This is a genomic window from Pseudomonas sp. UF-293, from assembly GCF_058245595.1.
Window position 1 is genome coordinate 19,701 of the sequence record NZ_JBSICA010000040.1, and the last position, 25,864, is coordinate 45,564.

Genomic DNA, 25,864 nt, shown 5'->3' on the forward strand with positions numbered 1-25,864 from the left:
CAGGATCAAGATCAAAAGATCGCAGCGTGCCGCAGCTCCTATAGGGGCATCTGCGCAGCTATCAGCGCACCCAGCGCTCGCGCCGCCAGATCTGCTGCTCGGACTTGGTCTGGAACGTCCACGCAACAAAGCGGCTCTGCTTCTGCCCCTGCGACATCTCCACGACCTGGCTTTCCAGCACGCCAGCCTTCTTCAATGCTGTCTCGATCGCCGGCAGGTTCGAGGCCTTCGACACCAGCGTGCTGAACCACAACACCTTGTGCTGGAAGTTCGCGCTCTCGGCAATCAACTGCGTCACGAAGCGCGCTTCACCGCCTTCACACCACAGCTCCGCCGATTGCCCGCCGAAGTTCAGCACCGGCAATTTGCGTTTCGGATCAGCCTTGCCCAAGGCGCGCCATTTGCGCTCGCTGCCCTTGGTCGCTTCTTCCATGGAGGCGTGGAACGGCGGGTTGCACATGGTCAGGTCGAAACGCTCGCCCGGCTCCAGCAAGCCAATGAGGATGTGCTTGCGGTTTTCCTGCTGGCGCAGCTGGATCACCTTGCTCAGATCGTTGGACTGCACGATGGCTCGGGCCGCCGCCACGGCCGTCGGGTCGATTTCCGAGCCGAGGAAGTGCCAGCGGTATTCGCTGTTGCCGATCAGCGGATAAACGCAGTTGGCGCCCATGCCGATGTCCAGCACATTGACGATCGCGCCGCGCGGGACCTTGCCGTCGTTCATGCTCGCCAGCAGGTCGGCGAGAAAATGCACATAGTCGGCACGCCCTGGAACCGGAGGGCACAGGTAGTCCGCCGGAATGTCCCAATGCTGGATGCCGTAGAACGCCTTGAGCAGCGCCCGGTTGAACACACGCACCGCGTCGGGGCTGGCGAAGTCGATGCTTTCCTTGCCGTACGGGTTGGTGATCACGTACTTGCCCAGTTCCGGCGTGGTCTTGATCAGCGCCGGAAAGTCGTAACGACCCTGATGGCGATTGCGCGGATGCAGGCTGGCCTTCTCGCGCGGCTCGACGGCTTTGCTCGGGGACGCGGCGTCAGGCTTCTTGCGCGCAGGTTTTGGTGTGCGGGGGGCGGTCATGGGCGTGGTCGATTCGGGTATGGCTGAAAGTGGCGGGTATTGTCCCACATTGACGTCGAATACGCCGAACCCATGTAGGAGCTGCCGAAGGCTGCGATCTGTTGAGCTTGATCCTGAAAAACAAGATCAAAAGATCGCAGCCTTCGGCAGCTCCTACAGGGGAGTGTGGTGGGCATAAAAAAGGGAGGCCACTGCTGGCCTCCCTTTTTCAGTGCGATCTGCCGTTACAGACTGGCAATCCGCGCGTGCTGCTCGGCCAGTTTGCCCAGGGCCTGTTCGGCCTCGGCCAGTTTGGCGCGTTCCTTCTCAATGACTTCGGCCGGGGCCTTGTCGACGAAACCTGCGTTGGACAGCTTGCCGCCAACCCGCTGGACTTCGCCCTGCAAACGCAGGATTTCCTTGTCCAGACGCGCCAGTTCGGCGCCCTTGTCGATCAGGCCGGCCATTGGTACCAGCACTTCCATCTCGCCGACCAGTGCGGTGGCGGACAGCGGTGCTTCTTCGCCAGCGGCGAGTACGGTGATCGATTCCAGACGCGCCAGCTTCTTCAGCAGCGCTTCGTTCTCGGTCAGCCGGCGCTGGTCGTCAGCGCTGACGTTCTTCAGGAAGATCGGCAGTGGCTTGCCCGGGCCGATGTTCATCTCGCCACGAATGTTGCGCGTGCCGAGCATCAGTTCCTTGAGCCATTCGATGTCGTTTTCTGCAGCCGGATCGATGCGCTCTTCGTTGGCCACCGGCCAGGGCTGCAGCATGATCGTCTTGCCCTGAATACCGGCCAGCGGCGCGATGCGCTGCCAGATTTCTTCAGTGATGAACGGCATGAACGGATGCGCCAGACGCAGCGCCACTTCCAGCACGCGCACCAGCGTACGGCGAGTGCCGCGCTGACGCTCAACTGGCGCGTTCTCGTCCCACAGCACTGGCTTGGACAATTCCAGATACCAGTCGCAGTACTGGTTCCAGATGAACTCGTACAACGCTTGCGCGGCCAGGTCGAAACGGAACTGATCGAGTTGGCGGGTCACTTCGGCTTCGGTGCGTTGCAGTTGCGAAATGATCCAGCGATCTGCCAGCGACAGCTCGTAGGCTTCGCCGTTCTGGCCGCAGTCTTCGCCCTTGTCCAGAACGTAACGCGCGGCGTTCCAGATCTTGTTGCAGAAGTTGCGATAGCCTTCGACGCGACCCATGTCGAACTTGATGTCGCGACCGGTCGAGGCCAGCGAGCAGAACGTGAAGCGCAGGGCGTCGGTGCCGTAGCTTTCGATGCCGTTGGCGAACTCTTCGCGGGTCTGCTTCTCGATCTTCTTCGCCAGTTTCGGCTGCATCAGGCCGGAGGTGCGTTTCTGCACCAGCGACTCGAGGTCGATGCCGTCGATGATGTCCAGCGGGTCAAGGACGTTGCCCTTGGACTTGGACATTTTCTGGCCCTGGCCGTCGCGCACCAGACCGTGTACGTAAACGGTCTTGAACGGAACCTGCGGCGTGCCGTCTTCGTTCTTCATCAGGTGCATGGTCATCATGATCATCCGGGCAACCCAGAAGAAGATGATGTCGAAACCGGTGACCAGCACGTCGGTAGAGTGGAATTTCTTCAGGAACTCGGTCTGCTCAGGCCAGCCCAGGGTCGAGAAGGTCCACAGGCCGGAACTGAACCAGGTGTCGAGTACGTCGTTGTCCTGTTGCAGCGCAACGTCCGGGCCGAGGTTGTGCTTGGCACGCACTTCGGCTTCGTCGCGACCGACGTAGACCTTGCCCGACTCGTCGTACCAGGCCGGAATCCGGTGGCCCCACCACAGCTGACGGCTGATGCACCAGTCCTGGATGTCGCGCATCCACGAGAAGTACATGTTTTCGTACTGCTTGGGCACGAATTGGATGCGCCCGTCTTCAACGGCGGCGATGGCAGGCTCGGCCAGCGGCTTGGTCGATACGTACCATTGGTCGGTCAGCCACGGCTCGATGACCGTGCCGGAACGATCGCCTTTCGGCGTTTTCAGGTTGTGATCGTTGACGCTCACCAGCAGGCCGGCAGCGTCGAACGCGGCGACGATCTGCTTGCGCGCTTCGAAACGTTCCAAGCCAGCGAACTCGGCCGGAATCTTGCCGTCGATGCTCTCGTTCAGCGTGCCGTCGAGGTTGAACACCTGAGCGGCAGGCAGCACGTTGGCGTTCTTGTCGAAGATGTTCAGCAGTGGCAGGTTGTGGCGCTTGCCGACTTCGTAATCGTTGAAATCGTGGGCCGGGGTGATTTTCACGCAGCCGGTGCCGAATTCAGGATCGCAGTAATCGTCGGCGATGATCGGGATGCGGCGGCCAACCAGTGGCAGCTCGACGAATTTGCCGATCAGCGCTTTGTAGCGCTCGTCGTTCGGGTTAACCGCGACGGCGGAGTCGCCGAGCATGGTTTCCGGACGGGTGGTGGCGACGATCAGGAAGTCATCGCCCTCGGCGGTTTTTACACCGTCGGCCAATGGGTATTTCAGGTTCCACAGGAAACCTTTCTCTTCGTGGTTTTCCACTTCGAGGTCGGAAATCGCTGTGTGCAGTTTGGTGTCCCAGTTGACCAGACGCTTGCCGCGGTAGATCAGGCCGTCTTCATGCAGACGCACGAAAGCTTCCTTGACCGCTTCCGAGAGGCCGTCGTCCATGGTGAAGCGCTCGCGGCTCCAGTCGACGGACGAGCCGAGGCGACGGATCTGCCGGCTGATGTTGCCGCCGGACTGATCTTTCCATTCCCAGACTTTTTCGAGGAATTTTTCCCGGCCCAGATCGTGACGATTCTGGCCCTGGGCTTCGAGCTGACGCTCTACCAGCATCTGCGTGGCGATACCGGCATGGTCGGTGCCCGGCTGCCACAGGGTGTCGCGACCCTGCATGCGGCGGAAACGGATCAAGGCGTCCATGATCGCGTTGTTGAAGCCGTGACCCATGTGCAGGCTGCCGGTGACGTTCGGCGGCGGGATCATGATGGTGTAGGACTCGCCCGCGCCTTGCGGGGCGAAGTAGTTCTCGGACTCCCAGGTCTTGTACCAGGAAGTTTCAATGGCGTGCGGCTGGTAGGTCTTATCCATGCGCGGCGGGACCCTATTGGCATTTATTCAGGAAAAGCCGATGAGTATAGCGGGGCATGCCGAGTAGGGCGAGCGGGGCGCAATCGCCAAGCATCGCGCGGGCGGTGGTGCAAATTGTCTGCTAGTACTTTCCCGCAGGGAACGAAGGGCAGATCAAATGTGTGCATCTCAAACATCGCTGCATGCCAACACTCCATCGATCACGGTGCTGGATAGCCGCTGCCTTCGTGTGCGGGATGTGCGTTACCACCGCCATCCCGATTCACTCGCTGTTACAAGCGAACGCATTGACCGTCACTATTACGATGGTCGCGGGTTCCTGATGCGCAGCGCTGACCCACGATTAAACGAAGCCGGGTTGGCCAATTTCATTTATGTCAGGAGTCTGTCCGGGCGCGTGTTGAGCCAGCAGGGCGCCGACAATGGCAGCAGCGTGGTGCTACCTGACGCCGTCGGTCGTTCCTGGAGGGTGGTGAGCAATATTCCCGGCCCTGACCACGATGCGGGATCCACAAGTCAGCTTGTTACCAGCACCTATCAATATGAAGGGGACGACCTTCTCGGTCGCTTGACCAGCGTTTCCGAACAAGTGGCGAACGAACGACCGAAAATCAGCGAGCGCAGGGTGTATGCCGCAAACACTGAGGCTGAAATGGCCTTGAACGTGGCCGGCCGGTGCGTGAGCCATTACGATACGGCGGGTCTGACCCAGACTGATAGCGTGGCGCTGACAGGCGTGCCGCGTTCCATTAGCCGGCGTTTCGTCAAGAACGCAGATAACCCGGACGAGGTGGTCGATTGGCAGGGTGAAAACGCCTCGGACTGGAATGCCGATCTGGATGACGAGACCTTTACCAGCCTGGTGACCACCGATGCGATGGGCGCGCTGCATACCTCTAAGGACGCAGCGGGCAACCGGCAGCGCGTGGCTTACGATATGGCAGGCGCAATCCGGGGGCACTGGGTGACGCTCAAGGGTAGCGCGGAACGGGTTGTCGTGAAGTCGCTGACGTATTCGGCGGCGGGTCAGAACCTGCGTGAAGAGAGCGGCAACGGTGTGGTGACTATCTGGAAATACGAGGAAGAAACTCGGCGCCTCTCGGGAATCAGAGTGGAAAGACCGCTTGGGCATGCCTCGGGAGCGAAGGTGCTGCAGGATCTGAAGTACGCCTACGATCCGGTTGGTAACGTCAGCGTTGAGCGCGACGATTCGCAGATGCCTCGTTTCTGGCGAAACCAGAAGGTGCCGGCGCAAAGCACTTATATCTATGACTCGCTCTATCAATTGATCAGCGCAACTGGACGCGAGATGGCAAATGCCCAGGTGCCGTGCAACTCCCCTCTGGTCTGCGGTTCTGACGACGCCGCTTACACCAATTACACTCGCGCTTACCGCTACGATAGGGGCGGCAATCTGATTCAGATATGCCACATCGCACCAGTCTCCCAGAATAATCACACCACGAGAGTCACTATCAGCAACCGTAGCAATCGCGGTGTGTTGGACACCCTGGCAACAAAACCCGATGAGGTGGAAGGCTTTTTCTCGGCGAGCGGGCAGCAGAACATTTTGCAGCCCGGTCAACGTCTTGCCTGGACTTCACGCCAGGAGCTTTTGCAAGTGACGCCGGTAGTGCGTGATGGTGCGATGGATGATCATGAGACCTATCGCTATGGCAGTGGTAGTCAGCGAGTGCTGAAGTTCAGTGCGCAGAAAGTGTGTAGTGGGATACAGAAGCAACGGGTCGTCTACCTGCCGTCACTGGAACTGAGAACAAAGGATGTCGGCACAACAGCGGCGGAGCGTCTGCAAATCATCAACGTGGATGCATCAGGTCGATCCCGGCTGCGAATCCTTCACTGGGACAGTCCGAGGCCGCAGAACACCGACGGCGACCTGCAGTACTACAGCTATGACAACTTGATTGGCAGTAGCGCACTGGTCGTGGACTGTGAAGGGAAACTAGTGAGCCAGGAGGAGTATTACCCGTTCGGCGGAACAGCCATATGGGTGGCGCGAAGTGCCATTGAGGCGAGTTATAAAACCGCCAGGTACTGCGCAAAGGAGCGCGATGCCACGGGACTTTACTACTTTGGCTGGCGCTACTATCAGCCTTGGGCAGGGCGCTGGTTAAGTGCTGATCCCGCAGGAACGGCGGACGGCATGAACCTGTTTACGATGGTCGGCAATAATCCCGTCACGTTTTTTGACAGCAATGGTTTGTATAAAGAAGGGCAAGAAGCCAGGCGAATGGTTGGCGAGTCATTTATCCATCCGTTGCATATGCCAGCCTTCGAAAAGGTATCCAAAGAACACAATGTCGCAGTAAGCGTCAGAGAGTCCGGAAGTTACACCATCAAGGCCTTGGGCGAGGGTGCCGCTGCCAAGGGCCATAACATCCTCGAAAAGACCATCAAGCCGGCTTCGTTGAAAGCTGCTTACGGGGGTGGCGCTGAAGCGATGCTCGCACAGGCAGAAAAAAGCGGGTTGGTCGGGCGAGTGGGACAGTGGGGCAGGGGTGGTGTTCGAGGACTTTATGCGCGCAATAGCATCAGCGATGAGGATGTTTCCTACAGCGTTAATCTGCAAAGTCCCATCGAACACGAACTTCTGGATGCCTGGGTAAAGTTCAAAATAGTCACGCCTTATACGGGTGACTACGATATGCACGATGTTATTCAGATAAGACAAGGTAAGGGCATTGTTCCGGGCTCGGGAAGTAGTGAGGAGACGCAAGTCATGAATTTGCTCAATCATGCTGTCGCCGAGCTGGATTCCTCAAGGCCGTTAGATAACACCCCGATGAATGTGATCCGTCATGGTCCCCAAGTGAACTTCGTTTCATATATGTGGGGACATGAATTCGACAAGGTCAAACAGGACAACGGATATCTGGAGGCGGTTGCCCGGCCAGGCCCGTTCCCTATAGCGATGGTGCACCAGGGACAGTGGTCGATTATCGAAAGCACCCGCGAACTGTTCGATTTTTACGGGGCGTTGAACACCGCCGTTCCAGAACACTGGGCGCGAGAGTTTGTGAGTCGGGGAAACGGCATGGTTGCCACGCCCCGACATGCCAGAACACTGGATTGGCATCGCAGCAACACCGTCTAGAAATCAGGTTTGCCGGTTGCCGACCCAGTGCTGATCGCAGGAGCGCCAAAGCTATTCGTACTGGCTGAGCAGCCGGTCCATCCGCGCATCCAAGCGACGTTTGATCTCGGTTTCGATGTGCGGAGCGAAGTCGTCGATCACGTCTTGCATGATCAATTGCGCGGCGGCGCGCAGTTCGCTGTCCAGATGAAGCAGCGCGTCCGGGCCTTTGTCGACCGCTGCAGCAGTCGCGGCAGCCGGGGCCGGCGTTGGTGCTGGCTCGACGGCCGCCGGCTCGTTGCCGACGGAGTCGAACAGCATCGGAATCTGTTCCTGTTCGCTGTCATCGACCGTATCGGTCAACAGCGGCGGTTGCAGGTTGTCATCGCCGAGCAACTGGCGGATCGATTCGAGATCGTCCAGCAGGTGAGCGGATTTCTGTTGCGGTTTCGGAGTGTCCATTGGAATGCTCAGAGTCGCTGTAAACGGTGGTCTTGCAGAGAATAGCCCTGTTCGCGGTAGAAACGGAAACTCTCCCGCGCCGCCGCTCGGATGGTCGGATCTTCCACCACCACTTCCGCCACGCGGGCAAATTTGCTGGCGAAGGCCGGGACTTTCAGATCGAGATTGACCAGCAGATCCTGATGTTCACCGCAGTTTTCGTCCAGTCCCAGCACGATCAAACCGTCCGGTTCGCTGTCGGCAGGGCCGTGAGGCACGAAACTTTCGCCCTTGAATGCCCACAGGCGCGCATCGAGGTCGTCACGCTGGGCCGCATCGCTGCAATGCAGGTAGATGCAGTGGCCCATGCGCCAGGCTTTCTCGGTGAGCTTGCAGGCGAAATCCAGACGCGCTGAAGGATCGGCGCTGGGCAAGATATAGAAGTCGACTTTGGTCATTGCGGTTCCAGAGCGGCAAGCGGCGTCACCCGAAAGGGACGCCGCCGCCCATCAGCGGTGTCAGGCTTTGGCGCGATCGAGCAGGTACTGGGTCAGCAGCGGAACCGGACGGCCAGTGGCGCCCTTGTCCTTGCCGCCGCTGGTCCACGCGGTGCCCGCGATGTCCAGATGCGCCCAGTTGAGGTTCTTGGTGAAGCGCGACAGGAAGCACGCGGCGGTGATGGTGCCGGCCTTCGGCCCGCCAATGTTGGCGATGTCGGCGAACGGGCTGTCCAGCTGCTCTTGATACTCATCGAACAGCGGCAGTTGCCAGGCGCGGTCGTCGGCAACCTTGCCAGCGCTGAGCAGTTGGTCGATCAGTTCGTCGTTGTTGCCCAGCAGGCCGGACGTGTGTGCGCCCAGGGCCACCACGCAGGCACCGGTCAGGGTGGCGATGTCGATCACCGCTTGTGGCTTGAAGCGCTCGGCGTAGGTCAGCGCATCGCAAAGCACCAGACGGCCTTCGGCGTCGGTGTTGAGGATTTCCACGGTCTGGCCGCTCATGGTGGTGACGATATCGCCAGGACGGGTCGCGTTGCCGCTAGGCATGTTCTCGGCGCAGGCGAGGATGCACACCAGATTGATCGGCAGTTTCAGTTCAAGCACGGCGCGCAATGTGCCGAACACAGAGGCAGCGCCGCCCATGTCGTACTTCATTTCGTCCATGCCGGCGCCCGGCTTCAGGCTGATGCCGCCGGTGTCGAAGGTGATGCCCTTGCCGACCAGCGCGTATGGCTTCTCGGATTTCTTGCCGCCGTTGTATTGCATGACGATCAGGCGCGGTGGCTGGGCGCTGCCCTGGCCCACGGCGTAGAACGAGCCCATGCCGAGGGATTTGATCTTCTTCTCGTCGAGTACTTCGACTTTCAGATCCTTGAACTCTTTGCCCAGGTTCTTCGCCTGTTCGCCCATGAACGTCGGGTGGCAGATGTTCGGCGGCAGGTTGCCCAGATCGCGGGTGAAGGCCATGCCGTTGGCGATCGCGGTGGCGTGATTCACGGCGCGCTGCACTTCGGCTTGTGCAGCCTTGATGGTCAGCAGGGTGATTTTCTTCAGCGCGCGGGGTTCGGCTTTCTGGCTCTTGAACTGGTCAAAGGTGTAGCCGCCGTCGACCAGGGTTTCCGCCAGCAGACGGGTCTTGCCGTAGCTGTCGCGACCTTTGACGATGACTTCATCCAGCGCCAGCACGGCATCGCCGCCGCCCAGACCTTTAAGGGTGTTGAGGATGCCGGCAACGATTTTGCGGAACGGACGGTCGCCCAGTTCCTCGTCCTTGCCCACGCCGACCAGCAACACGCGCTCGGCTTTCAGGTTCGGCAGGCTGTGCAGCAGCAGGCTCTGACCGACCTTGCCGGCCAGGTCGCCACGCTTGAGCACGGCGCTGATCGCGCCACCGCTCGACTCGTCGACCAGTCTGGCGGCGACACCGAGTTTGCGGCCTTCGCCGACGGCAACCACCAGGGTGGCGGTTTTCAACGTTTCTGGGCTAACGCTTTTTACAACCAGTTCCATGTCCGGATCCCTGAATGAATGGTCAACACGCAGGCGTTCGACGCTGTCCGCAGTCGCCTGCTTATAAAAGAAGAGGCGCAGGCCAAAGCCTGCGACAAGGGCCGCAGTTTGAACCTCGCTCCCCGCGCCTGACAACCCTAGGGGGCGTTCTCAATTAGTTTTCACACCGCGTTGTCGCCTTAAAGCCAGCCAGGCAAGGCGCAGGCCGCTGGGAATGGTTGTTCCCTTTCCAAGGCCTGCAACGCAGACTGGCCGGCTTTAAGGCACAACCCGAAGGGCCGGGCCTGCTGTTGTGCAGGGCTGCGTTGCTCGAAGCTTATCTGGAATGACCAAACCACGCTTCTCGCGCCTTGCCCTGCACAACAGCAGACCCGGCGCGGTGTGAAAACTAATTGAGAACGCCCCCTAGGTTGTACGATCAGCAAAGGATTACAGAGATGGATGAGTGTGCGCAGTGACAGGCGCACCCAATCACAGGATAATGCCGCATCTTTTTTCGACCGCTCTGCATGGCGGGCCGGTCGATGTGTTTGCTTGTTTGGCCGCCTTAGCCTGACAACCCTGGAGTGTCTGGTTTGATCGTCTTCCGTTATCTGTCCCGCGAAGTCCTGTTGACCCTCAGCGCCGTAAGTGCCGTGCTGCTGGTCATCATCATGAGCGGTCGCTTCATCAAATACCTGGCGCAGGCTGCGGCCGGTCAGCTCGATCCGGGCTCGCTGTTCCTGATCATGGGCTTTCGTCTGCCGGGTTTCCTGCAACTGATTCTGCCGCTGGGTCTGTTCCTCGGGATCCTGCTGGCTTACGGTCGCCTGTACCTCGAAAGCGAAATGACCGTGCTTTCGGCCACCGGCATGAGCCAGCAGAAGCTGTTTCGCATGACCTTGTTTCCGGCGACGCTGGTGGCACTGGTGGTGGCGTGGCTGAGCCTTGGCCTGGCTCCGCAGGGCGCCAACCAGTTTCAGTTGCTGCTGAACAAGCAGGACGCGCTGACCGAGTTCGATACCCTCGAACCGGGCCGCTTCCAGGCATTGCGTGACGGTACTCGGGTGACCTACACCGAAACCCTGAGCGACGACCGCGTCAATCTCGGCAGCGTGTTCATCTCGCAGAAGAACCTCGGCGCCGATAAAAAGGACCGTGGGATTTCCGTGCTGGTGGCCGAGTCGGGCCGTCAGGAAATCCGCCCCGATGGCAATCGCTATCTGATTCTCGACAACGGCTATCGCTATGACGGCAGCCCGGGGCAGGCCGATTACCGCGCCATTCATTACGAAACCTACGGCGTGCTGCTGCCCAAGCCGGACGTCAGCGAAGAAGTCACCGACCGTGACGCGATGCCGACCTCGTCCCTGTGGGGCAGTGATGACATCCGCTCGAAAACCGAACTGCAATGGCGCATGTCCCTGCCGTTGCTGGTGTTCATCGTGACCCTGATGGCGGTGCCGCTGTCGCGGGTGAATCCGCGTCAGGGGCGTTTCCTCAAGCTGCTGCCGGCGATTCTTCTTTATATGGCTTACCTGACCATCCTGATTGCCGCTCGCGGCGCCCTTGAAAAAGGCAAGATCCCGCCAGCCCTCGGCCTGTGGTGGGTACACGCGATCTTCCTGGTCATCGGCCTCGGCCTGCTGTATTGGGAGCCGCTGCGCCTGAAACTGGCCAGCCGTCGCAGCGCCGCGCTGGAGGTGGCCCGTGGTTAAACTCGACCGCTACATCGGCAGCAGCGTGTTCATGGCGATCATCGCCGTGCTGGCGATCATTCTCGGCCTGGCGACGTTGTTTGCCTTCATCGATGAAATGGGCGACGTCAGCGACACCTACACGCTGGTCGACGTGCTCGGTTTTGTATTGCTGACCGCACCGCGCCGGCTCTATGAAATGCTGCCGATGGCGGCATTGATCGGCTGCCTGATTGGTCTCGGCAGTCTGGCCAGCAGCAGTGAGCTGACCGTGATGCGCGCTGCTGGCGTGTCGATCGGCCGTATAGTCTGGGCTGTCATGAAGCCGATGCTGGTGCTGATGCTCGCCGGCGTGCTGATCGGCGAATACGTTGCCCCGGCCACCGAAAGCATGGCCCAGGCCAATCGCTCGCTGGCCCAGGGCAGTGGCGATGCGCAAAGCGCCAAGCACGGCATGTGGCACCGTCAGGGTGAAGAATTCATCCACATCAATGCGGTTCAGCCAAACGGCGTGTTGTATGGCGTGACGCGCTATCACTTCGACAAAGAGCGCCATCTGCTCAGCTCCAGCTTCGCCAAGAAGGCCGAGTTTGACGGTACCAAGTGGCAGCTCACGGACGTTGCCACCACGCTGTTCCACGAGCGCAGTACTGAAGTCGTCAGTGCCCCGAGCGAGGAGTGGGACGTGGCGTTGAGTCCGCAACTGCTCAGCACCGTAGTCATGGCGCCGGAATCGCTGTCGATCAGCGGCCTGTGGGGCTACATCCACTATCTGGCCGAGCAGGGCCTGAGCAATGGCCGTTACTGGCTGGCATTTTGGGTCAAGGTGTTGCAGCCGCTGGTGACCGCCGCGCTGGTGCTGATGGCGATCTCGTTCATCTTCGGCCCGCTGCGTTCGGTGACCCTCGGTCAGCGTGTCTTCACCGGTGTGCTGGTGGGCTTCACCTTCCGCATCGTCCAGGATTTGCTGGGGCCATCGAGTCTGGTGTTCGGATTCTCGCCGCTGTTTGCGGTGCTGGTGCCGGCCGGCGTGTGTGCGCTGGCGGGTGTCTGGCTGCTCAGGCGCGCGGGCTGATGAACAAGTTTTCATTCAGCGCTTGAACCCTGAAAACGCCTCGGTCGCCAGACCGGGGCGTTTTTGCATGCGATCCGGGTGACAGGCGAACGTGACGCTTGCGCCGTGTATCAGGTACAATTCCCGGCTATTTTTCGGCGGGCCAAGCCTGCAGCCTTTTTGAGTGTTGATCCGTGAGTGATTTGAGTCATATCCGCAATTTCTCCATCATCGCCCACATTGACCATGGCAAGTCGACGCTGGCTGACCGTTTCATCCAGATGTGCGGCGGCCTGGCCGAGCGTGAAATGGAAGCCCAGGTACTGGATTCCATGGATCTTGAGCGTGAACGCGGGATCACCATCAAGGCCCATAGCGTTACCCTCTATTACAAAGCCAAAGATGGCATCACCTACCAGCTGAACTTCATTGACACCCCGGGCCACGTCGACTTCACCTACGAAGTCAGCCGTTCCCTGGCCGCGTGCGAAGGCGCCTTGCTGGTGGTCGATGCGGGGCAGGGCGTAGAAGCCCAGTCCGTGGCCAACTGCTACACCGCCATCGAGCAGGGCCTGGAGGTCATGCCGGTCCTGAACAAGATCGACCTGCCTCAGGCCGAGCCGGATCGCGTCAAGGACGAGATCGAGAAGATCATCGGCATCGACGCCACCGACGCCGTCACTTGCAGCGCCAAGACCGGCCTGGGTGTCGACGAAGTGCTCGAGCGTCTGGTGCACACCATCCCTGCGCCGACCGGCAACATCGAAGATCCGCTGCAAGCGTTGATCATCGACTCCTGGTTCGACAACTACCTGGGCGTTGTTTCCCTGGTACGCGTGCGCCATGGCCGTGTGAAGAAGGGCGACAAGATCCTGGTCAAGTCCACCGGCAAGGTGCACCTGGTCGACAGCGTCGGCGTGTTCAACCCGAAACACACCGCTACCGTTGATCTGAAGGCCGGCGAAGTGGGCTTCATCATCGCCAGCATCAAGGACATTCACGGTGCGCCGGTCGGTGACACCCTGACCCTGAGCTCCACGCCAGACGTTCCGGTGCTGCCGGGCTTCAAACGCATCCAGCCACAGGTTTACGCCGGTCTGTTCCCGGTCAGCTCCGACGACTTCGAGGATTTCCGCGAAGCGCTGCAGAAGCTGACCCTGAACGACTCGTCGCTGCAGTACACCCCGGAGAGCTCCGACGCTCTTGGCTTCGGCTTCCGTTGCGGCTTCCTCGGCATGCTGCACATGGAAATCATCCAGGAGCGCCTCGAGCGCGAGTACGACCTGGACCTGATCACCACCGCGCCGACGGTAATTTTCGAGCTGGTGCTGAAAACCGGTGAAACGATTTACGTCGACAACCCGTCGAAGCTTCCGGATGTGTCGGCGATCGAGGACATGCGCGAGCCAATCGTGCGCGCCAATATCCTTGTACCGCAGGAACACCTGGGCAACGTCATCACCCTGTGCATCGAGAAACGCGGCGTGCAGGTCGACATGCTGTTCCTCGGCAATCAGGTGCAAGTGACCTATGACCTGCCGATGAACGAAGTGGTTCTGGACTTCTTCGACCGTCTCAAATCCACCAGCCGCGGCTATGCTTCGCTGGACTACCATTTCGATCGTTACCAATCGGCTAATCTGGTGAAACTGGACGTGCTGATCAACGGCGACAAGGTCGATGCCCTGGCATTGATCGTGCACCGTGACAATTCGCACTTCAAAGGTCGCCAGTTGACCGAGAAGATGAAAGAACTGATTCCTCGTCAGATGTTCGACGTGGCGATCCAGGCCGCCATCGGTGGTCAGATCGTGGCCCGGACAACCGTCAAGGCACTCAGAAAGAACGTATTGGCCAAATGCTACGGCGGTGACGTCAGTCGTAAGAAGAAACTGCTCGAGAAGCAGAAGGCCGGTAAGAAACGCATGAAACAGGTCGGTAACGTGGAAATTCCACAGGAAGCCTTCCTCGCCGTGCTCAGGTTGGAATAATCAGGTCCTATGTCGCTAAATTTCCCGCTGTTGCTGGTCATCGCCGTGTTCGTCTGCGGCCTGTTGGCGTTGATTGATCTGCTGTTCCTGGCGCCGCGTCGGCGAGCTGCCATTGCCTCGTATCAGGGCAGTGTCAGCCAGCCCGAGCCTGTGGTGGTCGAGAAGCTGAACAAAGAGCCGCTGCTGGTCGAATACGGCAAGTCGTTCTTTCCGGTGCTGTTCATTGTCCTGGTCCTGCGTTCGTTCCTGGTGGAGCCGTTCCAGATTCCGTCCGGTTCGATGAAACCGACCCTGGACGTCGGCGACTTCATTCTGGTGAACAAGTTTTCCTACGGCATCCGTCTGCCGGTGATCGACAAGAAGATCATCGAAGTCGGTGACCCTCAGCGCGGCGATGTCATGGTGTTCCGCTACCCGAGCGACCCGAACGTCAACTACATCAAGCGTGTGGTGGGCCTGCCGGGTGACACGGTGCGTTACACCGCCGACAAGCGTCTGTTCGTCAACGGCGAATCGATTGCCGAGAAGATGGTCGGCGCCGAGGCGGGTTCGCTGGGCAGCGCGGAGCTCTATCAGGAAAAACTCGGCGCAGCCGAGCACCTGATCCGCAAGGAAATGAGCCGCTACCGCGCCACCCCGGATCGTTCGTGGACAGTGCCGGCCGGGCACTACTTCATGATGGGCGACAACCGCGACAATTCGAACGACAGCCGCTACTGGGATGATCCGAACATTCCCAAGGATCTGCTGGGTATGGTTCCCGACAAGAATATTGTCGGCAAGGCCTTCGCGGTCTGGATGAGCTGGCCGGAGCCGAAACTCAGCCACCTGCCGAATTTCTCGCGGGTCGGCCTGATCAAGTAATCAAACACGGCGCTGTTGACCACAGCGCCGAATGCATTTCTGGAGCCGGCACAATCGGCTTCGCAATCGCCAGGATTTATTTTTTGAACACAGCGTTAATTGTCCCAGGCCTGCGCCGTATCCCGGCGATGGCAGTGGAAACCAGCCACGAACTCAGCGTGGGTAAACCGTGAGCGTTTCTCTAAGCCGTCTCGAGCGCCAGCTCGGTTACACCTTCAAGGACCAGGAGCTGATGCTGCTGGCCCTCACGCACCGCAGTTTTGCCGGGCGCAACAACGAGCGTCTGGAATTCCTCGGTGATGCCATCCTCAACTTCGTCGCTGGCGAGGCGCTGTTCGATCGCTTCCCGCTGGCCCGCGAAGGCCAGTTGTCGCGTTTGCGCGCACGGCTGGTAAAAGGTGAAACGCTGGCCGTACTGGCTCGCGGTTTCGACCTCGGCGATTATCTGCGTCTGGGTTCGGGTGAACTGAAGAGCGGTGGTTTCCGCCGTGAATCGATTCTCGCCGATGCCCTCGAAGCTCTGATCGGTGCGATCTACCTCGATGCCGGCATGGACGTCGCCCGCGAGCGCGTGCTGGCCTGGCTGGCCGGCGAGTTCGAAGGGCTGACGCTGGTCGACACCAACAAGGATCCGAAAACCCGCTTGCAGGAACACCTGCAATCGCGCGGTTGCGAACTGCCACGCTACGAAGTGGTGGATATCCAGGGCGAACCGCACTGCCGAACCTTCTTCGTCGAATGCGAAGTGGTCTTACTGAATGAAAAAAGCCGAGGTCAGGGTGTGAGCCGTCGTATTGCCGAACAGGTAGCGGCCGCCGCAGCACTGATTGCCCTGGGCGTGGAGAATGGCAATGACTGATACAAACGCAACTCGCTGTGGCTACGTTGCCATCGTCGGCCGTCCCAACGTCGGCAAGTCGACGCTGCTCAACCACATCCTCGGGCAGAAGCTCGCGATCACCTCGCGCAAGCCGCAGACCACCCGCCACAACATGCTCGGCATCAAGACCGAGGGCGACGTGCAGGCGATCTACGTCGACACCCCGGGCATGCACAAGGGCGGCGAAAAAGCCCTGAACCGTTACATGAACAAAACCGCTTCGGCAGCGTTGAAAGATGTCGACGTGGTGATCTTCGTCGTCGACCGTACCAAGTGGACCGACGAAGATCAGATGGTTCTCGAACGTGTGCAATACGTGACCGGCCCGCTGATCGTCGCCCTGAACAAGACCGATCGCATCGAAGACAAAGCCGAGCTGATGCCGCACCTGAGCTGGTTGCAGGAACAGCTGCCGAACGCACAGATCATTCCGATTTCCGCGCAGCACGGGCACAACCTCGAAGCGCTGGAAAAGGTCATCGCCGATCACTTGCCGGAGAATGATCACTTCTTCCCGGAAGACCAGATCACCGACCGCAGCAGCCGTTTCCTTGCCGCCGAACTGGTGCGCGAGAAAATCATGCGCCAGATGGGTGCCGAGCTGCCGTACCAGATCACCGTCGAAATCGAAGAATTCAAGCAGCAGGGCAAGACCCTGCACATCCACGCGCTGATTCTCGTCGAGCGTGACGGCCAGAAGAAAATCATCATTGGCGACAAGGGCGAGCGCATCAAGCGCATCGGCACCGAAGCGCGCAAGGACATGGAGCTGCTGTTTGACTCCAAGATCATGCTCAACCTGTGGGTCAAGGTGAAGGGCGGCTGGTCCGATGACGAGCGCGCGCTGCGTTCGCTGGGTTATGGCGATTTGTAAGTAGCGAACTCGAGAACACCGCTACTCACTGTGGGAGCGAGCCTGCTCGCGAAGAGGATGTAACATTCAGCATCGATGTTGACTGTCACTCCGCTTTCGCGAGCAGGCTCGCTCCCACAGTGGTTTTGGGTTGTATGTAAAACCGCGTTTCTTCATCGAGAACTCAATGTCGCAAAACCCGCCTCCCGCCCAACCCGCCTACGTCCTGCATTCGCGCGCCTATCGCGAAACCAGTGCACTGGTCGATTTCCTCACGCCGCAAGGTCGGCTGCGGGCGGTGTTGCGCAGTGCGCGGGGCAAGGCCGGGACACTGGCGCGGCCGTTCGTGGCGCTGGAGGTCGAGTTCCGTGGCAAGGGCGAGCTGAAGAATGTCGGGCGCATGGAGAGCTCCGGCACCTCGGCATGGCTCAACGGCGAGGCGCTGTTCAGCGGCCTCTATCTCAACGAGCTGTTGATTCGGCTGTTGCCTGCCGAAGATCCGCATCCGGCAGTGTTCGATCATTACGCCGCAACCTTGCTGGCGCTGGCCGAAGGTCGACCACTGGAACCGTTGCTGCGCTCCTTCGAATGGCGTCTGCTGGATGATCTCGGCTACGGCTTCTCCATGAATACCGACATCCACGGCGAACCTGTCGCTGCTGACGGCCTCTATCGCTTGCAAGTGGACGCCGGACTCGAGCGCGTTTACCTGCTGCAACCCGGCCTGTTCAACGGCACTGAACTGCTGGCCATGGCCGAAGCCGACTGGTCGGCGCCCGGTGCGCTGTCGGCGGCCAAGCGTCTGATGCGCCAGGCGCTGGCGGTGCATTTGGGCGGGCGTCCGCTCGTCAGTCGCGAGCTGTTTCGCAAGCCCTGATATGCTGTGTGCCGAATCTCTCAATCCAGGAGCGCATCCGTGACCAGCAGCAATCGCATTCTTCTCGGCGTGAACATCGACCACGTCGCCACCTTGCGTCAGGCCCGTGGCACGCGCTACCCGGATCCGGTCAAGGCGGCGCTGGATGCAGAAGAGGCGGGCGCCGATGGCATCACCGTGCACCTGCGCGAAGACCGCCGGCACATCCAGGAGCGTGACGTGCTGCTGCTAAAGGATGTGCTGCAAACCCGCATGAACTTCGAAATGGGCGTCACCGAAGAAATGATGGCTTTCGCCGAGCGCATTCGCCCGGCGCACATTTGCCTGGTCCCGGAAACCCGTCAGGAACTGACCACCGAGGGTGGCCTGGATGTAGCGGGGCAGGAGGAGCGCATCAGGGCTGCGGTCGAGCGGTTGTCGAAAATCGGCAGCGAAGTGTCGCTGTTCATCGACGCCGACGAGCGCCAGATCGCCGCCTCCAAGCGCGTCGGAGCACCGGCCATCGAGCTGCACACCGGGCGTTACGCCGATGCCGAAACCCCGACTGAAGTGGCCGAGGAATTGAAGCGTGTGGCGGATGGCGTTGCGTTTGGTCTGGCCCAAGGCTTGATCGTTAACGCCGGTCACGGCTTGCATTACCACAACGTTGAAGCCGTGGCTGCGATCAAAGGCATCAACGAACTGAACATCGGCCACGCGCTGGTGGCGCATGCGTTGTTCGTCGGCTTCAAGTCCGCCGTATCGGAAATGAAAGCGCTGATTCTGGCTGCTGCCAAATCCTGAGCAGCTACACAAACCCCCTGTGGGAGCGAGCCTGCTCGCGAAAACGATGTATCAGTCAAAGATAATGTCGACTGACACGACGCTTTCGCGAGCAGGCTCGCTCCCACAAGTTTTCCCCATACAAATTCAAAAAGATTGGAGAACACAATGGCCGAAGCAAAAGTACTCAGTGGCGCCGGGCTCCGGGGCCAGGTTGCCGGGCAAACCGCACTGTCCACCGTGGGCCAGGCCGGTGCCGGGCTGACTTATCGCGGCTACGACGTGCGTGAACTGGCCGCCGACGCGCAATTTGAAGAAGTCGCCTATCTGCTGCTGTACGGCGAACTGCCGACAACAGCGCAACTGGCCGATTACCAGGCCAAATTGAGCAAGCTGCGCGACCTGCCGCAAGCGCTTAAAGAAGTGCTTGAGCGCATCCCGGCTGACGCGCATCCGATGGACGTCATGCGTACCGGTTGCTCGTTCCTCGGCAACATCGAACCGGAGAAAGACTTCTCCGAGCAGCGCGACAAGACCGACCGTCTGCTCGCCGCGTTCCCGGCGATCATGTGCTACTGGTATCGCTTCAGCCACGACGGCAAGCGCATCGACTGCGTCAGCGACGAGCCGACCCTTGGCGGCCACTTCCTGCACTTGCTGCACGGCAAGAAGCCGAGCGAACTGCACGTCAAGGTCATGAACGTGTCGCTGATCCTCTACGCCGAACATGAATTCAACGCCTCGACCTTCACCGCGCGTGTTTGCGCTTCGACTTTGTCGGATCTGTACTCGTGCGTGACGGCGGCCATCGGTTCGCTGCGCGGTCCATTGCACGGCGGCGCCAACGAAGCGGCGATGGAAATGATCGAGCGCTTCTCGTCGCCGGAAGAGGCGATCAAAGGCACCCTCGGCATGCTTGAGCGCAAGGACAAGATCATGGGCTTCGGCCACGCGATCTATAAGGACAGCGACCCGCGCAACGAGGTGATCAAGGGCTGGGCGAAAAAACTCGCGGACGAGGTTGGCGACAAGGTGTTGTTCCCCGTCTCCGAAGCCATCGACAAGACCATGTGGGAGCAGAAGAAACTGTTCCCGAATGCCGACTTCTACCATGCCTCGGCTTACCACTTCATGGGTATCCCGACCAAGCTGTTCACGCCGATCTTCGTCTGCTCGCGCCTGACCGGCTGGGCCGCGCACGTGTTCGAACAACGTGCCAACAACCGCATCATCCGTCCAAGCGCCGAATACACCGGCGTCGAACAGCGCAAGTTCGTGCCAATCGAACGCCGCTGAAATGGTGGGCTGACCCGGAACCAGAGAACACCGCTAGACCCTGTGGGAGCGAGCCTGCTCGCGAAGACGGACTGACATTCAACATTGATGTCGACTGATATACCGCTTTCGCGAGCAGGCTCGCTCCCACAGTGGACGGTGTGTAACTCAGGTTTCTGGCCCACCCTTTGTAACCACCGTGACCCGAGTCCTGACCCGATGAACACAGAATTCCGCAAGAACCTGCCCGGCACGCCGCTGGATTACTTCGACACCCGCGCGGCGGTCGAGGCGATTGCGCCTGGCAGCTACGACACCCTGCCGTACACCTCCCGCGTGCTGGCGGAAAACCTTGTGCGTCGCTGCGACCCGGCCACGCTCACCGATTCGCTCAAGCAACTGATCGAACGCAAGCGCGATCTCGATTTTCCGTGGTTCCCGGCGCGGGTGGTGTGCCATGACATCCTCGGCCAGACCGCGCTGGTCGACCTCGCTGGCCTGCGCGATGCCATCGCTTTGCAGGGCGGCGACCCGGCGCAGGTCAACCCGGTGGTGCCGACGCAATTGATCGTCGACCACTCGCTGGCTGTCGAGGCGGGCGGTTTCGATGCCCAGGCCTTCGAGAAGAACCGCGCCATCGAAGACCGCCGCAACGAAGACCGTTTCCACTTCATCAACTGGACCAAAAAGGCCTTCAAGAACGTCGACGTGATCCCGCCGGGCAACGGCATCATGCACCAGATCAACCTGGAGAAAATGTCGCAGGTGATTCAGGTGCGCGAAGGTGTGGCGTTCCCCGACACCTGCGTCGGCACCGACAGCCACACCCCGCACGTCGATGCGCTTGGCGTGATCGCCATTGGTGTCGGCGGCCTCGAAGCCGAGAGCGTGATGCTCGGCCGCGCGTCGTGGATGCGCCTGCCGGAAAGCGTCGGCGTCGAACTGACCGGCAAGCTGCAGCCGGGCATCACCGCTACCGACATGGTCCTGGCCCTGACTGAATACCTGCGCAAACAGAAAGTCGTCGGCGCGTGGCTGGAATTCTTCGGTGAAGGTGCTGCAGCGCTGACCCTCGGCGACCGCGCGACCATCTCCAACATGGCCCCGGAATACGGCGCCACGGCAGCAATGTTCTACATCGATCAGCAGACCATCGATTACCTGAAACTGACCGGTCGTGAAGACCAGCAGGTTCAATTGGTCGAGCAGTACGCCAAACTTACCGGCCTGTGGGCTGACAGCCTCAAAGGTGCGCAATACGAGCGCGGCCTGACTTTTGATCTGTCTTCGGTGGTGCGCAACATGGCCGGCCCGAGCAACCCGCACGCCCGCGTTGCAGTGTCCGATCTTGCGGCCAAAGGCATCTCCGGGCAATGGGAAGATGTGCCGGGGCAAATGCCCGACGGCGCGGTGATCATCGCCGCCATCACCAGCTGCACCAACACCAGCAACCCGCGCAACGTCATCGCCGCCGGCCTCTTGGCGCGCAATGCCAACAAGCTCGGCCTGACCCGCAAGCCGTGGGTCAAATCCTCGCTGGCGCCGGGTTCGAAAACCGTGGCGCTGTACCTCGACGAAGCGGGGCTGACCACTGAGCTGGAACAGCTCGGTTTCGGCGTTGTGGCATTTGCCTGCACCACTTGCAACGGCATGTCCGGCGCCCTCGATCCGGTGATCCAGCAAGAGATCATCGACCGCGATCTGTACGCGACCGCGGTGCTTTCCGGCAACCGCAACTTCGACGGCCGCATTCACCCGTACGCCAAACAGGCTTTCCTCGCCTCGCCGCCGCTGGTGGTTGCCTACGCGATTGCCGGGACCATCCGTTTCGATATCGAGAAGGATGTGCTGGGCGTGGTCGATGGTCGGGAAATTCGCCTGAAAGAAATCTGGCCGAGCGACGAAGAAATCGATGCGGTGGTGAAGTCGTCGGTCAAGCCTGAGCAGTTCCGTCAGGTCTACATCCCGATGTTCGCCGTGCATGAAGACACCGGGCCGAAAGTCGCGCCGTTGTACGATTGGCGCGAGATGAGCACTTACATCCGCCGTCCGCCGTACTGGGAAGGTGCGTTGGCCGGCGCCCGTCCCCTGAAGGGTATGCGCCCGTTGGCGGTGCTGCCGGACAACATCACCACTGATCACCTGTCGCCATCGAACGCGATCATGCTCGACAGCGCCGCCGGCGAATACCTGGCGAAAATGGGCCTGCCGGAAGAGGACTTCAACTCCTACGCTACCCACCGTGGCGACCACCTGACCGCCCAGCGCGCGACCTTCGCCAACCCGAAACTGTTCAACGAAATGGTCGTGGAAAACGGCAAGGTCAAGCAGGGTTCGCTGGCCCGTGTCGAGCCGGAAGGCCAGGTCATGCGCATGTGGGAAGCCATCGAAACCTACATGCAGCGCAAGCAGCCGCTGATCATCATCGCTGGCGCTGACTACGGTCAGGGTTCGTCTCGCGACTGGGCGGCGAAAGGCGTGCGTCTGGCTGGTGTCGAGGCGATTGCCGCCGAAGGTTTCGAGCGCATTCACCGCACCAACCTGGTGGGCATGGGCGTGTTGCCGCTGGAATTCAAAGCCGGCACCAATCGCCACACCCTGGCCATCGATGGCAGCGAAACCTACGACGTGATCGGCGAGCGCAAGCCGCGTGCGGATCTGACTCTGGTGATCAATCGCAAGAATGGCGAGCGCGTCGAAGTGCCGGTGACCTGCCGTCTCGATACCGCTGAAGAAGTGTCGATCTACGAGGCCGGCGGCGTGCTGCAGCGCTTCGCGCAGGACTTCCTCGAAGGATCGGCGGTAGCCGTTTAAACAGGTTCAGCGGTCGGGGGGGGATGAGTCCCTTGGCCGCTTTGAAGGAGCAATCATGGCTCACGCACCACAAATCAGAATCCCTGCGACTTACATGCGCGGCGGCACCAGCAAAGGCGTGTTTTTCAGCCTCACCGACCTGCCCGAAGCGGCGCAGGTACCCGGTCCCGTCCGCGACGCTTTGCTGCTGCGGGTCATCGGCAGCCCCGACCCGTACGACAAGCAGATCGACGGCATGGGCGGCGCGACGTCGAGCACCAGCAAAACCGTGATCCTGTCGAAAAGCACCCGTGCCGATCACGACGTCGATTACCTGTTTGGCCAAGTGTCGATCGACAAGCCGTTCGTCGATTGGAGCGGCAACTGCGGCAATCTCTCGGCGGCGGTCGGTTCGTTCGCCATCAGCAACGGCCTGGTCGATGCCAGCCGCATCCCGCACAACGGTGTGGCGGTGGTGCGCGTGTGGCAGGCCAATATCGGCAAGACCATCATTGCCCACGTGCCGATCACCAATGGCGAAGTGCAGGAAACCGGTGATTTCGAACTCGACGGCGTGACCTTTCCGGCGGCCGAAGTGCAGGTTGAGTTCATGGATCCGGCGGCGGAAGAAGAGGGCGGCGGTGGCTCGATGTTCCCCACCGGCAATCTGGTCGATGAGCTCGAAGTGCCGGGTGTCGGCACGTTCAAGGCGACCATGATCAACGCCGGGATCCCGACGATTTTCGTCAACGCCGAGGACATCGGCTACACCGGCACCGAACTCCAGGGCGCGATCAACGGCGATCCGAAAGCGCTGCTGATGTTCGAGACCATTCGCGCCTACGGTGCGTTGCGCATGGGCCTTATCTCCAGCCTGGAAGAAGCCGCCAAGCGGCAGCACACGCCGAAAGTCGCATTCGTTGCCAAACCTGCGGATTACCTGGCGTCGAGTGGTAAAGCGATTGCCGCTGGTGACGTCGATCTGCTGGTGCGCGCGTTGTCGATGGGCAAGCTGCATCACGCGATGATGGGCACGGCAGCGGTGGCGATTGGCACGGCGGCGGCGATTTCCGGCACGTTGGTGAATCTTGCGGCGGGTGGGATTGAACGCAATGCCGTGCGCTTCGGACATCCGTCGGGGACATTACGCGTGGGCGCCGAGGCGACGCTGGAGAACGGCGAGTGGGTGGTGAAGAAAGCCATCATGAGCCGCAGTGCCCGCGTTCTCATGGAGGGCTACATCCGCGTGCCCGGAGATTCTTTCTGACTTAACCCCAAACCAGGTAGGAGCTGCCGAAGGCTGCGGTCTTTTGATCTTGATCGCGAAAAACAAAAAGATCGCAGCCTTCGGCAGCTCCTACAGGAGTGAATCGAACATGAGCGCCAACGTCGACCTGAACAACCGCCCCGATTACGATGCAGTTCTGCAGGACATCGCTGACTACGTCCTCACTTTCAAGCCTGACTCCGCCGAAGCGCTGAACACCGCGCGCAACTGCCTGATCGACACGCTGGGCTGCGGTCTGCTGGCCTTGCGTTTCCCCGAATGCACGAAACACCTCGGCCCGATCGTCGAAGGCACGGTTGTACCGTTCGGCGCGCGCGTGCCCGGCACCAGTTATCGTCTCGACCCGGTCAAAGCCGCGTGGGATATTGGCTGCATCGTCCGCTGGCTCGACTACAACGACACCTGGCTTGCCGCCGAGTGGGGCCATCCATCGGACAACCTCGGCGCCATCCTCGCCGTTGCCGATCACCTCTCGCAAAAGCGCATTGCCAACGGTGAAGCACCGCTGACCCTGCGCGATGTGCTGGAAGCAATGATCATGGCCCACGAGATTCAAGGCGTGATCGCTCTGGAAAACTCCTTCAACCGGGTAGGACTCGATCACGTCATTCTGGTGAAAGTCGCCTCGACTGCCGTCAGCGCCAGACTGATGGGCGCCAACCGCGAGCAGATGCTGTCGGCGCTGTCCCATGCCTTCGCCGACGGTCAGGCGCTACGCACCTATCGCCACGCACCCAACGCCGGCTCGCGCAAATCCTGGGCGGCGGGGGATGCTGCAAGTCGTGGCGTAAGGCTGGCCGACATCGCCATGCGCGGCGAGCTGGGTATTCCCGGTGTGTTGAGCGCGAAGCAGTGGGGCTTTTATGACGTATCGTTCAGCCACAGCAACAATGATCTGGCGCTGAAACCCGAGGGCAAGCGTGCCTTCAGCTTTTCCCGGCCGTTCGGCAGTTACGTGATGGAAAACGTGCTGTTCAAGATCAGTTTTCCCGCCGAATTTCATGCGCAGACCGCGTGCGAGGCGGCGGTGACCTTGCATCCGCTGGTTCGCAATCGCCTGCATGAGATCGACCGCATCGTCATCACCACCCATGAATCGGCGATCCGCATCATGTCCAAGGTCGGCCCGCTGGCCAACGCCGCCGACCGCGATCATTGCCTGCAATACATGACCGCCGTGCCGCTGGCATTCGGCAATCTGATAGCCGAGCACTACGAAGACGACTTCCACAGGGCGCATCCGATCATCGATGTGCTGCGCGAGAAAATGGTCATCGTTGAAGAACCGCGCTTTACCCGCGAATACCTTGAGCCCGACAAACGCTCGATTGCCAATGCCGTGCAGGTGTTTTTCAAGGATGGCAGCAGCACAGAGAACGTGGTGGTGGAGTACCCGATCGGCCATCGCCGCCGCCGCGCCGAGGGTATTCCGTTACTGGAGGACAAGTTCAAGGCCAATCTGGCGACGCGGTTCGCCGGGCAGCGTTGCGCGGAGATTTTTGCGCTGTGCGGGGATCAGGCGCGGCTGGAAGCCACGCCGGTGAATCGATTCATTGACCTGTTTGTGATCTGACAGACCGCGTCTTCGTTCTTCGCGAGCAGGCTCGCTCCCACAGGTTGTTGTGATGGACACAGAAATTGTGAACGCCTTCAGAAACTGTGGGAGCGAGCCTGCTCGCGATAGCGGTGTGTCAGACACCGTTGATGCTGAATGTGCCACCTCCTTCGCGGGCAAGCCCGCTCCCACAGGTTTTTCAGGCTGATTGCAATGTTGTATACACCACCAAACCCTGTGGGAGCGAGCCTGCTCGCGATAGCGGTGTGTCAGACACCATTGATGCTGAATGTGCCATCA

At 60.4% G+C, this 25,864-nt stretch carries 18 protein-coding genes; 13 read left to right on the forward strand and 5 right to left on the reverse strand.

Translation table 11 applies throughout. From position 1 onward, the window contains the following. Positions 1-61 precede the first annotated feature (61 nt). The gene (gene rlmF, locus AC4IHP_RS25725; protein WP_490833059.1) at positions 62-1,081 is read right to left on the reverse strand and encodes a 23S rRNA (adenine(1618)-N(6))-methyltransferase RlmF; all 1,020 of its coding nucleotides are present in this window, start codon (positions 1,079-1,081) and stop codon (positions 62-64) included. Positions 1,082-1,305: 224 nt separating this feature from the next. Continuing rightward, positions 1,306-4,152 (reverse strand): valine--tRNA ligase, encoded by a 2,847-nt coding sequence (locus AC4IHP_RS25730; protein WP_490833060.1) that lies wholly within the window; start codon positions 4,150-4,152, stop codon positions 1,306-1,308. Between the two features lie 157 nt (positions 4,153-4,309). Here AC4IHP_RS25730 and AC4IHP_RS25735 point away from each other — a divergent pair, with 157 nt between their 5' ends. Then, positions 4,310-7,267, forward strand: a complete 2,958-nt coding sequence (locus AC4IHP_RS25735; RefSeq protein WP_490833061.1) for an RHS repeat-associated core domain-containing protein — start codon at positions 4,310-4,312, stop codon at positions 7,265-7,267. Between the two features lie 51 nt (positions 7,268-7,318). Here the strand turns inward: AC4IHP_RS25735 and AC4IHP_RS25740 are convergent, their stop codons facing one another. From AC4IHP_RS25740 to AC4IHP_RS25750, 3 genes are read right to left on the reverse strand one after another with little or no spacing between them, the layout of a single operon-like run. Continuing rightward, the gene (locus AC4IHP_RS25740; protein WP_490833062.1) at positions 7,319-7,708 is read right to left on the reverse strand and encodes a DNA polymerase III subunit chi; all 390 of its coding nucleotides are present in this window, start codon (positions 7,706-7,708) and stop codon (positions 7,319-7,321) included. Between the two features lie 8 nt (positions 7,709-7,716). Beyond that, positions 7,717-8,145 carry a DNA polymerase III subunit chi gene (locus AC4IHP_RS25745; RefSeq protein WP_490833063.1) on the reverse strand — a complete coding sequence of 143 codons (429 nt, stop codon included), beginning with the start codon at positions 8,143-8,145 and terminating at the stop codon, positions 7,717-7,719. Between the two features lie 60 nt (positions 8,146-8,205). Next, complete coding sequence (locus AC4IHP_RS25750; RefSeq protein WP_490833064.1) at positions 8,206-9,696, reverse strand: leucyl aminopeptidase; 1,491 nt, start codon at positions 9,694-9,696, stop codon at positions 8,206-8,208. A gap of 575 nt (positions 9,697-10,271) precedes the next feature. On the opposite strand from AC4IHP_RS25750, the gene lptF reads away from it, so the two are divergent. The 12 genes from lptF (at position 10,272) to prpD (ending at position 25,582) form a co-directional block, all read left to right on the forward strand. Next, on the forward strand, positions 10,272-11,393 hold the full coding sequence (gene lptF / locus AC4IHP_RS25755) for an LPS export ABC transporter permease LptF (RefSeq protein ID WP_016771566.1): 1,122 nt from the start codon (positions 10,272-10,274) through the stop codon (positions 11,391-11,393). Continuing rightward, on the forward strand, positions 11,386-12,447 hold the full coding sequence (gene lptG, locus AC4IHP_RS25760; protein WP_490833065.1) for an LPS export ABC transporter permease LptG: 1,062 nt from the start codon (positions 11,386-11,388) through the stop codon (positions 12,445-12,447). Before lptF ends, lptG begins: the two co-directional genes overlap by 8 nt. 173 nt (positions 12,448-12,620) lie before the next feature. Next, complete coding sequence (lepA, locus tag AC4IHP_RS25765; RefSeq protein WP_016771564.1) at positions 12,621-14,417, forward strand: translation elongation factor 4; 1,797 nt, start codon at positions 12,621-12,623, stop codon at positions 14,415-14,417. Between the two features lie 9 nt (positions 14,418-14,426). After that, positions 14,427-15,281 (forward strand): signal peptidase I, encoded by an 855-nt coding sequence (lepB, locus tag AC4IHP_RS25770; RefSeq protein ID WP_460124273.1) that lies wholly within the window; start codon positions 14,427-14,429, stop codon positions 15,279-15,281. A 169-nt stretch (positions 15,282-15,450) separates the two neighbouring features. Further along, positions 15,451-16,140 carry a ribonuclease III gene (gene rnc, locus AC4IHP_RS25775; RefSeq protein WP_024011703.1) on the forward strand — a complete coding sequence of 230 codons (690 nt, stop codon included), beginning with the start codon at positions 15,451-15,453 and terminating at the stop codon, positions 16,138-16,140. Then, the gene (gene era, locus AC4IHP_RS25780) at positions 16,133-17,035 is read left to right on the forward strand and encodes a GTPase Era (RefSeq protein ID WP_016771562.1); all 903 of its coding nucleotides are present in this window, start codon (positions 16,133-16,135) and stop codon (positions 17,033-17,035) included. Before rnc ends, era begins: the two co-directional genes overlap by 8 nt. A 166-nt stretch (positions 17,036-17,201) precedes the next feature. Next, positions 17,202-17,891 carry a DNA repair protein RecO gene (recO, locus tag AC4IHP_RS25785; RefSeq protein WP_041479514.1) on the forward strand — a complete coding sequence of 230 codons (690 nt, stop codon included), beginning with the start codon at positions 17,202-17,204 and terminating at the stop codon, positions 17,889-17,891. A 39-nt stretch (positions 17,892-17,930) separates the two neighbouring features. Next, positions 17,931-18,674, forward strand: coding sequence for a pyridoxine 5'-phosphate synthase (gene pdxJ / locus AC4IHP_RS25790; RefSeq protein ID WP_076566005.1), 744 nt, complete (start codon positions 17,931-17,933; stop codon positions 18,672-18,674). A 147-nt stretch (positions 18,675-18,821) separates the two neighbouring features. After that, entirely contained in the window at positions 18,822-19,949 is a 1,128-nt protein-coding gene (gene prpC / locus AC4IHP_RS25795) for a bifunctional 2-methylcitrate synthase/citrate synthase (RefSeq protein WP_490833066.1), read from the forward strand. A gap of 198 nt (positions 19,950-20,147) precedes the next feature. After that, entirely contained in the window at positions 20,148-22,742 is a 2,595-nt protein-coding gene (gene acnD / locus AC4IHP_RS25800) for a Fe/S-dependent 2-methylisocitrate dehydratase AcnD (protein ID WP_490833067.1), read from the forward strand. A 55-nt stretch (positions 22,743-22,797) separates the two neighbouring features. Further along, entirely contained in the window at positions 22,798-23,988 is a 1,191-nt protein-coding gene (gene prpF, locus AC4IHP_RS25805; RefSeq protein WP_490833068.1) for a 2-methylaconitate cis-trans isomerase PrpF, read from the forward strand. A gap of 109 nt (positions 23,989-24,097) precedes the next feature. Then, the gene (prpD, locus tag AC4IHP_RS25810; protein WP_490833069.1) at positions 24,098-25,582 is read left to right on the forward strand and encodes a 2-methylcitrate dehydratase; all 1,485 of its coding nucleotides are present in this window, start codon (positions 24,098-24,100) and stop codon (positions 25,580-25,582) included. The last annotated feature ends 282 nt before the right edge of the window (positions 25,583-25,864 follow it).